The organism is Proteiniphilum sp. X52, from assembly GCF_003712195.1.
GTDB lineage: Bacteria > Bacteroidota > Bacteroidia > Bacteroidales > Dysgonomonadaceae > Proteiniphilum.
This window is the reverse complement of record NZ_RDSD01000027.1, coordinates 1-12,691: the sequence shown is the minus strand read 5'-3', so window position 1 is coordinate 12,691 and position 12,691 is coordinate 1. Positions and strand designations below refer to the sequence as shown.

At 48.1% G+C, this 12,691-nt stretch carries 7 protein-coding genes; 2 read left to right on the top strand and 5 right to left on the bottom strand.

Translation table 11 applies throughout. The features are described 5' to 3' along the window. Positions 1-17: 17 nt before the first annotated feature. The gene (locus D7D25_RS15610; RefSeq protein ID WP_122969860.1) at positions 18-1,286 is read left to right on the top strand and encodes a replication-associated recombination protein A; all 1,269 of its coding nucleotides are present in this window, start codon (positions 18-20) and stop codon (positions 1,284-1,286) included. Positions 1,287-1,408: 122 nt separating this feature from the next. Here D7D25_RS15610 and D7D25_RS18300 read toward each other — a convergent pair whose 3' ends face one another. The 4 genes from D7D25_RS18300 to thrA form a co-directional block, all read right to left on the bottom strand. Next, positions 1,409-4,195, bottom strand: coding sequence for a putative LPS assembly protein LptD (locus D7D25_RS18300; protein ID WP_221408017.1), 2,787 nt, complete (start codon positions 4,193-4,195; stop codon positions 1,409-1,411). A gap of 84 nt (positions 4,196-4,279) precedes the next feature. Continuing rightward, positions 4,280-5,581, bottom strand: a complete 1,302-nt coding sequence (gene thrC / locus D7D25_RS15600; protein ID WP_122969859.1) for a threonine synthase — start codon at positions 5,579-5,581, stop codon at positions 4,280-4,282. A 228-nt stretch (positions 5,582-5,809) separates the two neighbouring features. Next, positions 5,810-7,018: a cofactor-independent phosphoglycerate mutase gene (locus tag D7D25_RS15595; protein WP_122969858.1), complete on the bottom strand. Its 1,209-nt coding sequence runs from the start codon at positions 7,016-7,018 to the stop codon at positions 5,810-5,812. Positions 7,019-7,384: 366 nt separating this feature from the next. Continuing rightward, on the bottom strand, positions 7,385-9,829 hold the full coding sequence (thrA, locus tag D7D25_RS15590) for a bifunctional aspartate kinase/homoserine dehydrogenase I (RefSeq protein WP_122969884.1): 2,445 nt from the start codon (positions 9,827-9,829) through the stop codon (positions 7,385-7,387). A 659-nt stretch (positions 9,830-10,488) separates the two neighbouring features. Between thrA and D7D25_RS15580 the strand changes: the two genes are divergently transcribed. After that, complete coding sequence (locus D7D25_RS15580; RefSeq protein ID WP_255417348.1) at positions 10,489-12,264, top strand: DUF4091 domain-containing protein; 1,776 nt, start codon at positions 10,489-10,491, stop codon at positions 12,262-12,264. Between the two features lie 92 nt (positions 12,265-12,356). Here the strand turns inward: D7D25_RS15580 and D7D25_RS15575 are convergent, their stop codons facing one another. After that, on the bottom strand, positions 12,357-12,602 hold the full coding sequence (locus tag D7D25_RS15575; protein ID WP_122969855.1) for a hypothetical protein: 246 nt from the start codon (positions 12,600-12,602) through the stop codon (positions 12,357-12,359). Positions 12,603-12,691 lie beyond the last annotated feature (89 nt).

Below are 12,691 nucleotides of genomic sequence, written 5' to 3'. Positions count from 1 at the left end.
ATCTAAACAGAAATTCTATGAGTACACCGCTTGCCGAACGGCTCCGGCCGCAACACCTTGATGAACTGATCGGGCAATCGCACCTGATCGGCAAGGGAGCTGTATTGCGCCGGATGATCGACTCGGGAAGGATACCTTCCATCATTCTCTGGGGCCCTCCCGGCGTGGGCAAAACCACCCTTGCAAATATCATCGCCAAAACGTTGAATGCCCCTTTTTACAAATTGAGCGCTATCAATTCCGGCGTGAAGGATGTGCGTGAAGTGATTGAGAAGGCCAGGAACAACCGTTTTTTCGAAGCCTCGGCACCTATCTTGTTTATCGACGAGATCCACCGTTTTAGCAAGTCACAGCAGGATTCACTGTTGAATGCCGTGGAGACGGGTATTGTCACGCTGATCGGCGCTACCACCGAGAATCCTTCGTTCGAGGTGATCCGCCCGTTGCTTTCCCGTTGCCAGGTGTATGTGTTGAAACCGTTAGAGAAGAAAGAGCTGGAACAATTATTGAATCGCGCGCTTACGGAGGATCTCATTCTCAAGGAGCGGAAAATAGAAATTAAAGAAACCGATGCGTTGTTCCGTTTCTCAGGCGGGGATGCCCGGAAACTACTCAATATCCTGGATCTGACGGTGGCTTCCGGCAGTGAGGAGGCAATCGTGGTTACTGACAAGATGGTCACCGAGCGTTTGCAGGAGAATCCGGCGGCTTACGACAAAGGGGGGGAGATGCATTATGATATCATTTCCGCTTTCATCAAATCGATAAGGGGCAGTGATCCCGATGCGGCGATCTACTGGCTGGCCCGGATGGTGGCGGGTGGGGAAGATCCCAAATTTATCGCCCGGAGGCTGGTTATCTCGGCAGCCGAGGATATCGGTCTGGCGAATCCCAATGCGCTGTTGCTGGCCAATGCTTGCTTCGACACATTACAGAAGATCGGTTGGCCGGAAGGACGTATCGTATTGGCAGAGGCTACCATCTATTTGGCCGCATCTCCCAAAAGCAATTCAGCCTACCTGGCTATTGACAGCGCTATGGCGAAAGTGGAGAACACCGGTAACCTGCCCGTACCGTTACATTTGCGCAATGCTCCCACTTCGCTGATGAAGGAACTCGATTACGGGAAGGAATACAAATACGCGCACGATTACGAGAATAATTTTGTGAGGCAGGAGTATTTACCCAAAGAGTTAAAGAATAGTCGGTTTTGGGATCCTCAGCCCAATCCCGCCGAATCGAAAATGAATGAACTTATGAGAAAGCGCTGGGGTGATAAGAAATAATACGCTTACCGCCGGGAAAGCTCCCTTCGCACCTGATCACCTGATCATCTTTCCACCTTCCCACGTTTCCACCTTCCACCTTCCACCCTCCCTCTTTCCGTCTTTCCCTCCTTTCCACGTTATCAGTACCAACTTACTCCCTGGTCATAGGGAGAGCTGCGTTCGTCCCACTTCAAATCCTGGAGCAGTGAGGAGTTGGCACGGATGGTGAAATTATAGGATTTATAGGGACCGATAGGGATAAAACTGGCGGACATGCTCCAACAATGCAGATTCCGTGTGAGTGTGCAGTTGATATTGGTGAATTTCTTCTGATCGAAATTGTAATCGGTATTGAAAGTGAAATTCCAGTTCTTGGTGGGTTGGATAGAACCGCTCAGCCCGAAATTATGGGTGAGTTTTCCCTCATACTCCATCCGATCGGTATTAAAGTTCCCGTATCCGTACCGCAACGAATAATTAAACGAGAGGTTCCAATTCACAGGATTCTTCAGATAACCGTCGCTGTCGAATTCACCCATAGAGCTGTCGGGTTGATCGAATGCACCTCTTCTTTTTTCGGCTTCTTCATACGGGTTTGCTCCTATTGTACCGTCATCCGGCAAATTCGGATCCGGCTCGTTTTTATTCTTCCCGGAACTATCATTGTCGCGGCCGAACCATTTTTTAAAAGTATCCTGATTCAGAGAGTAGGAGAAAGAGGTGCCGGTATTCATCAGTTTGCCGAATCCTTTGCCGTTCAATACCCTGAGTTTGTCTACCCTGCGGGGGCTGTTGTTATGATCCAGTTCATACAGATAGGGATCCCAGGTGGCATTCAGGCTGAGGGTGTATGATTTTGACAACTTCAGGCGGATATTTGTATTGATGTTGCTCCACTTCATCGAATCGGCCATCATGTTGTAACTGAAGTTGATCCCCAGGTCGTCGATCAAACTTATCTTTCGAACTCCGGTAGAATCTTTATCGTTCAGTACTTTCATTTCGACGTTGTTCTTGAAATCGAAGCCGATACTTCCGCTCTCACCTCGGGGAGCGGTTCCGAACATCATGTTGGAATAGGGCGAATAGGTGTATTCCACATCTTCGCCATACTCGTTCCTGTAGGTGTATGTTTCATAAAAATTGTATCTGGGATCACCGAAGTCCGGTTGGTAACTCAGGCTGATGCTGGGAGAAAATACATGCCGGATTGCCTGCACCTTGTCCCCGAAAACTTTCCAGGGAGTGTACATCCCATACACTTTAGTCTGTGCGCTGATCGAAGTGCTGTAATTATATACACGCTTCAATCCGTGTATGGTATCCACCGGAACATGCCTCTTGGCGACAGGATCCCAGGCTTGCTTGTGTGCGCCGGTATACCAGCGCTCTGTGTAATTGAACGATGGGGATACCTGAATGAAATCGAACAGGGTAAAGGTCGCGCTCACGGGAATGTTATGACGCATGCCGTTTGTCCAGTCGTGTATCAGATTCGATTTCAGAAACCGGTCTTCTTTTGTCGTGATGGAGTTGCGGAACTCTCCGGAGTAACTCATCGATATTTTTTCGTACCACCGTTCACTGCCTATTGCATTTTTCCTCTTAAAAGGGTTTATCCGACTCATGTTGAGGGTGAGGTTGGGCAATGTGGCGGCAATGGTAGAGTCGCGTGACACCTGGTTGATGGTCATGGTGGCCGAGAGGCTCCATGGTGAATCAGGGAAACGTTGCGTGATGTTTACGCTCGAACTTTTGGTGTTTTGGGAGGCTTCCCGCTGGTAGAGGCGGCTGAGGTCCCTGTGGTTATTCCTGCTGGTGGAAAAGTTCACACTGGCCGACAGGGTGCGATACATGTTGGCTTTCGGATCCTGCGAGTGAGTCCAGTTGATGCGGAGGTCTTGCGCCACGGAATAGGCCTCGGGTACCACATCTTTGAGTTCTTTCTCCCCGGTGACGGTGTTGAGGTAGTATACATTGAAATTCCCGGAGAATTTATATCGTTTACGATAGTTGGAGCGCGCGCCAATACCCCATGAGCCTTTTGTGTAGATCTCTCCCGTGACAGCCAGATCAATATAATCGCTCAATGCAAAATAATATCCGCCGTTGTGAAGGTAGAACCCCCGTGTCATCTCATCGCCGTAACTGGGCATGATAATACCCGAGGAATAGGTTTTAGTAAAGGGGAAGAAAGCAAAAGGCAGCACGATGGGAAATAGCGGCACATCGGCCACTACCAACCATGCCGGTCCGGTAACGACATCCTTCTCGGGACGCACTTTTGCTTTCGAGAGGTTGAGGTAGAAGTGGGGATGGTCGTGCCGGTCACATGTGGTATATTTCGCATTCCGCATATAGAAAGAGTTGTCGGGGTTCATCTTCGCCTCATTGGCCACGATATGCCCCTCTCCCTGCTGTGTGACAACATTAGTGATGAATGCTTTGCGGGTATCGAAATTGTAGCGTACTTTCTTCATCTCATACTCCATGCCCCCTTCCGAGAAAACAGGGTAGCCAAACTCTTTTCCTGCCGAATCGAGTCCGAAAGTAGATGAGATAATACTACTGTCCAGATCCACGGTGATATACTCACCTTTGATGGCCAAATTCCCATATTTGACATCTGCATCCCCGTAAAGGTAGCCCATATTGGTGCCGGTAAATACCGTGGAATCTTTTGCGTTATAAAATACCGCAGTTTCCAATACCTGTTTGGTGGAGACAGTGTCGCGATGTGCCGGGAGGGAATCCGGTGGTTGGATGAGGGCTGCGGAATCCTGCCGTTGGGTGAGGGCTGCGGGGTCGGCGGAGGCGGCCTTCCATACTGTCGGATCTGTTGCTGCAGTTGCTTTGCGGACAAAGAAACCTTGCAAAGGGATGGCCAGCATAAAATATAAAAATATATATCGTAATAGTTGCCTCATGCGGAATCAGCAGTTAGCGTATGGTTTTGAACGCAAAACTACACATTAATGGATTAATTCGCAGCAAAAATAATAAAAAGAAACTTAAGACTGGCCGATGAGCTTCTTTTTAAACAGATTGAAGTCATTGGGTAAAGGAAGTGATTGTTTTGTGTGCTGCATAAACAAGGCCAGGGCATCCGGTATTTGTACGGGGATTCCGGTGCATGCCTCGACCGTCTCACCGAATTTGGCCGGGTGTGCGGTGGCGAGGAATATCCCCGTTTCGTCCTCTTTTTTCCCTTCTTTCAGTGCCATATAAGCGCATGCTCCGTGCGGATCAAGAAGGTATCCTGACTGACGATTGACTTTATTGATGGTTGCCCTGATCTCTTCGTCATTATATCGGTATGCTGAAATATCGCCAGTGATGGCCGCGTGCGAATGCCCGTAGAGGTCGAGGATCCTGTCGAAATTACTGGGGGCTCCCACATCCATGGCATTGGCAATGGTCTGCAGCGATGCTTTTGGGTTATAGTGCCCGGTTTGGATATATTCCCTGAAAACATCATTCCGGTTGTTGGCGGCGATAAACCGGTCGACCGGCAATCCCATCCGTTTGGCGAAAAGCCCCGCGGTGAGATTCCCCAGATTTCCGCTCGGAACGGATATCACTGTCTTTGTGAACTGTGCCTGCCGTGCCAATTGCGCATAGGCCCAGAAGTAATAAAATGATTGCGGCAGGAAACGGGCCACATTGATTGAATTGGCAGAGGTCAGGTTGAACAGCCTGTTCAACCCCTCATCCATAAATGCCGACTTCACCAGAGCCTGGCAGTCGTCGAATGTGCCTTCTACCTCCAGCGCGACAATATTTTCTCCCAGTGTGGTGAACTGGGCCTCCTGCATCTTGCTTACCTTTCCGGAGGGATACAATACAAAGACGTTGATCCCTTTCACACCCAGAAAACCATTGGCAACGGCGCTGCCGGTATCTCCGGAAGTAGCCACGAGTACGTTCACCTCTTCCTGCCGTTCCTGCACGAAATGGGAAAGCATCCGCGCCATAAAGCGGGCTCCCACATCTTTGAAAGCGAAAGTGGGGCCATGAAACAGTTCTAGCGCATAAATCCCCTCTTCCACTTTTTTGAGTGGTATCTCAAAATTCAATGTGCCCTCCACAATGGCGTCCAGCTTATCTTTTGGAATATCCTCCCCGAAAAACGCCTCCGCGACAATTTTGGAGATTTCCTGCAACCCGGAATTTCCCATCTCGGCGAAAAAGGTCTCAGAAAGCCGCGCAATCCTCTCGGGCATATAAAGCCCCCTATCCGGAGCCAACCCTTTTACCACCGCTTCCCGCAGGGAAACTGCCGGTGCCTTTTTATTTGTGCTGTAATATTTCATAATTTACTAATGTGTCAATGTGTCAATGTGCCAATGTGCCAATGTGCCAATGTGCTAATGTGCTAATGTACTAATGTACTAATGTACTAATGTGCTAATGTGCTAATGTGCCAATGTGCTAATGTGTCAATGTGCTAATGTGCCAATGAGAATGATCATCGAGTCGTCACATTGTTACAATGAAAATCTGGGTATGTCGTTATTGGGCCCTCTTTCCCACCGTGGCGCTTATCTTGCAAAGAGGGCTTTCATGAACTGATCGCCGTGGAGCAATCCGTAACTTCCCTCTTTTGCGGCGAACTCATCATATATCTGCACGCTGTCGGGTTCAATGTCCCGGTGATAGATCAGGAAAGGAATAGGCTCGCGTGTATGTGTGCGTATGGCGCAGGGGGTGGGATGATCGGGCAGGATGGCGATAGTGACTGGTTCGTCCCATTGTAAAGTCTCCTCATAAATGGTCTTTACTATGCGTGCATCCAAATACTCGATGGTTTTCACTTTCAAGGATGCGTCGCCTTCATGCCCTGCCTCGTCGCTGGCTTCAATGTGTAGATATACAAAATCTTTTTCTTTCAAGGCTTTCAGTGCTGCCTCTGCTTTGCCTTCGTAATTGGTGTCGTAAAGGCCCGTGGCTCCTTCCACCATGATCACTTCCAGGCCGGCATATACGCCGATCCCCCGGATCAGGTCTACCGCCGAGATCACGGCGCCACTTCGGATCGGGAACATCTCATTGAGCGGCCTCATCTTAGGACGAAATCCGGGCGACCAGGGCCAGATACTGTTGGCAGGGGCTTTTCCTTCCGCTATTCTCTTTTTGTTGATGGGATGATCTGCCAGTATCTGCTGGGAAGTAAAGATCAACCGGTTCAAAGCTTCGGCGGTCGGCCTTGCCTCATCGTCATCGGGTTGCACCAGGTGCGGCCGGAACGGTTGTTCCGGAATATCGTGGGGAGGAGTGCAGCGGAGTCTCTTGTCGCCACCTTTCATTTTCAGCAGATGACGATAGGAAACGCCAGGGTAGAAACTAAATACGCCGTTTCCCAATCTCTCGTCGAGGAACCGGATCAGTTCGGCTGATTCGGTAGTGGAGATATGTCCCGCCGAATGATTTTTCAACAGGTCGCCGTCGAGACAGACCAGGTTGCAGCGCATCCCCATCTCTCCCGACATGATATCCACGCCCATGCTGGCTGCTTCCAGTACGCCGCGGCCCTCGTATACCGAAGCGACATCGTATCCCATGACCGAGAGGTTGGCGATCTCGCTGCCTGGGGCAAACCCTTCGGGAACAGTGTGTAACAGTCCGTTTCTGCCTTTTCGTGCCAATAGATCCATGTAGGGTGTGGCGGCAGCCTGTATAGTTGTCTTATTTCCCAATGAGGCAATGGGTTCGTCGGCCATGCCGTCGCCAAGAATTATTATATATTTCATATGACTAAAATATTTATTTTCAATGGTGTCATATGGAACTCGCTTTAGTCATGATCTTGTGTAATATTGATTATCACGCTCGTTTCATATGATTATTTTATTGTTTTATTTCGGTATATGGAACCTTTGATGTTCAAAATATTCACTAAAGTTAGATATTTCCTCGCTATGGCATAGTCCAAACAAGTTTGTCCTTTGCTCATTTAGCTTAACGGAAATATTCATTCCCTTCGGGTGGGTAATGATTATTGTAAACATGTCGGTTTCATTTGCTTGAGATTTGATAATTGAAAATGCCTTCAGTGAGAATTCCTCACTTATAATTCATAATTAAGATCCGAGTTCTATTTACGAACGCAGCGGACGCTACCTGATATTTGCAATTGAGATGATGTCTGCAAATACGCCCGCGGCCGTTACGCCGGCTCCGGCGCCATACCCTTTGATCACCATGGGATATTCATTATACCGCTCGGTAGTGATCATGATGATGTTGTTGCTGCCTTCCAGGTCATAGAAAGGATGTCCCTGTTCCACCTCCCGCAGGCCTACTTCACAATTGCCGTTATCATACGATGCCACGAACCGGAGTCGTTTTCCCTCTTTCGCCAGTTCCTGCCGGCGTGCCTCGAACGATGTATCCATCTCAGGAATACTCTTCCAGAACTCTTCCAGTGAACCGTCAAAATATTTCTGGGGCACAAAGAGGTTTTTCCTTACATCGGTTTGATTTACGCGGGCACCTGCCTCGCGGGAGAGAATTACCAGCTTCCGCGTTACATCCAGGCCACTCAGGTCTATACGCGGGTCAGGTTCGGCGAACTGCGCCTCCACTGCCATCCGTATTGCTTTACTGAACGGGATATCTTCACTCAATGTGTTGAAGATAAAATTCAACGTGCCGGAGAGTACTGCTTCCAGTTTCACGATCTTATCACCCGAGTTGGTCAGGGAGTTCATTGTGTTGATGATAGGAAGTCCCGCTCCTACATTTGTTTCGAACAGGAATTTCACACCCGCTTTGCGGGCAGTTTCTTTCAGATGACGATAACTCTCATAGTCGGACGAGGCTGCGATCTTGTTGGCGGTGACCACCGAAATGTTTTTCGCCATCAGCTCGCCATAGAGCTTTGCTATCTCCGGACTTGCCGTGCAATCGACAAACACGGAGTTAAATATATTCATTTTGATGATCTCATCACGGATCCGTTCCGGTGAACTTGGTACGCCGTTTTTCATCAGGTTATCAAAGTATCCGTCCAATGGAATACCCTCCCTGGTGAACAATGCCCTGCGGCCGTTGGCGATACCTACTATATTGATCCGTAATTTGTTGTGCTCCTTGAGTGTGTGTTGCTGCTGTTTGATTTGTTCCAGCAGGTTGCCACCCACGGTGCCGGTACCCACGATGAACAGGTTCAACTCCTGGTACGGCGACAGGAAGAAGGAGTCGTGAATCACGTTGAGCGACTTCTTCAGGTCTGATTTGGCAATTACACAGGAGATATTGGTCTCACCTCCTCCCTGTGCCAGCGCCACAATACTGATGCCATTCCGTCCCAAAGCACCGAAAAATTTCCCTGCAATACCGGGCACATGTTTCATGTTTTGCCCGACAATGGCAATGGTCGCCAGATCATATTCCACTATGATATCGTTGATGCTTCCCATTCCTATCTCATGGGCAAATTCTTTTCTAAGCACTTGTTGTGAAAGGAGGGCATCCTGCGATCGCACTCCAATGGAGGAACTGTTCTCCGACGATGCCTGTGAAACGATAAAGACGCTGATGCCGTTATCGGCCAGTGCGGAAAAGATGCGTTTGTTTACTCCAATCACACCTACCATACCTAATCCCTGAATGGTGATCAGGGCGGTATCGTTGATCGACGAGATACCTTTGATGATTTTTCCGTTCCGTGTGGGTTGAATATTTCGGATTAGTGTGCCTTCCGTTTCCGGATGAAACGTGTTTTTGACTCGTATGGGGATATTCTTATGGTAAACAGGGAAAATGGTGGGGGGATAGATGACCTTTGCTCCGAAATTGGACAACTCTATCGCTTCGGTAAACGACAACTCCTCGATGACATAGGCTGAATTGATGATTTTTGGATCGGCTGTCATAAACCCGTCCACATCCGTCCATATCTCCAGCACCGAAGCATCCATCGCTGCCGCGATGATAGCGGCCGTATAGTCCGACCCACCCCGTCCCAGGTTCGTGATATCATTATTGTCGTTGCTCGAAGAGATAAATCCGGGGACGATTGCCACACGAGGGGGCGGCATTTCGGAAAAAGTTTTCCGGATCAATTCATTTGAACGTGCCAGATCGGGGATATGATTACGGAATTGTTTATCGGTTTTAATGAAATTTGTGGCATCGTATAGCTGGGCCATGTCGATTATCTTGCTGATAATAAGCGAGGAAAGGCGCTCTCCGTAGCTGACGATTTTGTCGGAGGTCTTCTGTGACAGATCGCCAATAAGGAATACTCCTTGTAAAATATTGCGTAACTCTTCGAATAACTGCCCCGTCTTTTGTTTTAATTCTTTTTTATCGTCAGCAGAAGAGATCATCTTTTCGATCAATTCCTCATGGCGCAGAATTATTTCGTCGATCAGGGGCTTATAACCGGGGTTGCCGTTCAAGGCGAAATCGGCAGACAGTAACAGGCGGTCTGTTACACCGCCCAGTGCGGAAACTATCACAATGACAGGCTCCCTCTCTCTTTCTATGATCTTCTTGACTCGTTGTAAACTATCGGGATCACCTACGGATGTTCCCCCGAATTTCATCACCTTCATATTGATTATATTTTTAACCTTGAGGTTATATGAAACATTTTTGGAATTGGAATTGAAAGACTCATTGGTTGATCGCGACAACGTGTCCCGATCCTTCGGGAACTTGTCCCGATTTTCAGGGAAGACGGGACAAGGAGTGATAATTTAATCAGCAAATCAACACATTCATGAATGAACTCATCAAATAATAACGGTCGAGGCCGGGTGCGAAGAATTTACATAACCCCCTAAGGGGTCATGGTCATAGTAGTGGTCGTGTGGAGGTATGTTGAATACAATCTCTGCATTGCTAACATTTGAATTTATTGCAAAGATAGCGGAATAATTGACAAAATGCAATAAAAATACAGAATATGGCGGTTGTATTTAATTTTTTGCTACGGAAATAATGATTATTTTTGCCTGCTGTAATTGCGGGTGTCGGGAGGATTCTCTTTTAATGATCCTGTTATTTAGGTGATATGAATGACCCTTCCGTCAATCAGGGTGGAAGATTCCTATCATGCGACAGCGACATCTTCCGAATGGGCTCCCTTTTATCCGGAATTTCCATCTGAGTCACGGATATCAGACGGGCGACGCTTCCTCACGTTTTCCTACGGTGGCGATGGGGAATCTTGGACTTGCAATAACAGAATATATCTATTATCTTATTTCCTATGAGTATTTCATCCACTATTTTACGATTATCCCTATCCATGTTGATAGGGTTACAGGTTTTGACCTTTTTCTCATGCGAAAGCAAGCGTCCGAAAAAGGAGTGTGACACTTTTGAAGAGATGCGGGATCCGGCAAACGATACATTATCCGACTGGTCGAGCGTGCCCGCGGGGTTACAGGCATCCTTTATTTCGATTGACGACAAACTGCCGAAATCGGCGGCGCCCCAGGTGCCTCTCAATAAGAGCGTGACGGTTACAGGCTGGAAAGGGGAAAAAGTATCAGCCCAACTGCTTTTATGGTCGCTTTCGAATGCCGATCAGGTAGAATTTGAATTCACCGACTTTCAGGCACCGGGAGCTAAACTGCCTGCATCTGTCGCGCAGGCAAGGTTTGTCCGCTACGTGATGACCGATGAGTTCGGCCCCGGTTGCGGATACCGCAAACCTGAAGATTTTCCGTCATCACTGGCAGCGGACATGTTGGATAACCTGGAGTGCTTCAATATAGAAGCCAAGAGCGTCAGGCCGGTGTGGCTGACTTTTGCCATTCCCTCCGATGCTGTTGCCGGGGACTATAAGACTACCCTGAAACTGTATGCGGGAGGAAGTAAGGTGGAGGATTTTGAAATAACGTTGAATGTGGTGGACCAGGTGCTGCCCGAACCGTCGGAGTGGCGCTATCATCTCGACCTGTGGCAACATCCTTCGGCCGTGGCAAGGGTGCATAACCTGGAAGTGTGGAGCGATGCCCATTTCGAGAAAATGAAACCACTGATGAAGATGCTGGTCGATGCGGGACAGAAAGTGATCACCGCTACCCTGAATATGGATCCGTGGAATAATCAGTGTTATGATGCGTACGCCGACATGATCGTCTGGACAAAACATGAAGACCAAAGCTGGACTTTCGACTATACCATCTTCGATAAATGGGTGGAGTATATGATGGAGCTGGGTATCGACAAGATGATCAATTGCTACTCTTTGCTCACTTGGAATAACAAGCTGCACTATAATGATATGGGAAAGAGAGAGTTGGTCACCGTGGAGCTGAAAGCCCAGTCGAAAGAATACGTGGAGATGTGGAGCGTCTTCCTGAAAGATTTTACCAGCCACTTACGCGAAAAAGGATGGTTGGAGATAACCAATATAGCCATGGATGAGCGCGCACCGGCAGATATGCAGGCGGCGTTGAAGGTATTGGAGAGCGTGGCTCCCGAGCTGGGTGTTTCTTTGGCCGACAACCATAAGAGTTACAGGGATTACCCGTGGATAAAGGATATTTGTGTCGGGGCCGGTAATGAGGTGACCAAAGAGGAGATCGCCGCGCGAAGGGGCAAAGGGCTGATCACCACCTATTATGTTTGCTGTTCCGATAAGTTTCCCAATATGTTTACCTTCTCCGCACCGGCCGAATCTGTCTATGCCGCATGGTATGCCGTAGCTGCCGATTTTGATGGCTTCCTGCGTTGGGCCTACAACTCATGGGTTGAAAATCCGCTCACCGATTCGCGTTTCAGGACATGGCCGGCCGGAGACACCTATATGGTTTATCCCGACGCCCGTAGCTCTATCCGTTTCGAACGCCTGGTGGAAGGGATTCAGGATGCGGAAAAGATCCGGGTGTTGCGGGGACAATACACCCAGGAGAATACGCCTGAATCACTGGCAAAATTGAATCGACTGGAAGAGGCTATCGAGTATTTCAACACACTGGAACCGTCTTCCGACTGGCAGGAAAAGTTGAACGATGCCAAGAAATTGCTGAATTAAGCCTGATTTTGGGTGCACCTCTTTTGACCCTGCCATCATGTATTTCGACATAAATTTAATTTTTTGTACTACCTCATCAACGAGAAAGTATGCTAATCTTCATAATAGAATGCTTCTTCTATCTTTTTCCAATAATGATTAAAATTTCCACGCGCTCTATCAGTATAAAAACAGAAGAAACTTATGAAGCCTCTTTCTTTTTTCTGAAAAAACAAAACATCAACATATTTATAATCATTTTTATAATAATCTTCCGGCGCAAGGGAAATTGAAAGTTTCATCGCGGAATCAGCATTAAATTTTTTGTGCGCTTCTTCGGTAGAATAAAAATCCACCACTTCTTCCCAATTTGGATAAAACGGTTTGATTTGTGCCAGTGATTTCGGTCTATGTGTGCCACCTTTTTCGGTTCAAACCGTGCCACTTT

Coding starts and splice junctions, on each gene's coding strand:
- D7D25_RS15610 (WP_122969860.1), top strand. CDS start 18: ATGAGTACACCGCTTGCCGAACGGCTCCGGCCGCAACACCTTGATGAA.
- D7D25_RS18300 (WP_221408017.1), bottom strand. CDS start 4,195: ATGAGGCAACTATTACGATATATATTTTTATATTTTATGCTGGCCATC.
- thrC (WP_122969859.1), bottom strand. CDS start 5,581: ATGAAATATTACAGCACAAATAAAAAGGCACCGGCAGTTTCCCTGCGG.
- D7D25_RS15595 (WP_122969858.1), bottom strand. CDS start 7,018: ATGAAATATATAATAATTCTTGGCGACGGCATGGCCGACGAACCCATT.
- thrA (WP_122969884.1), bottom strand. CDS start 9,829: ATGAAGGTGATGAAATTCGGGGGAACATCCGTAGGTGATCCCGATAGT.
- D7D25_RS15580 (WP_255417348.1), top strand. CDS start 10,489: ATGAGTATTTCATCCACTATTTTACGATTATCCCTATCCATGTTGATA.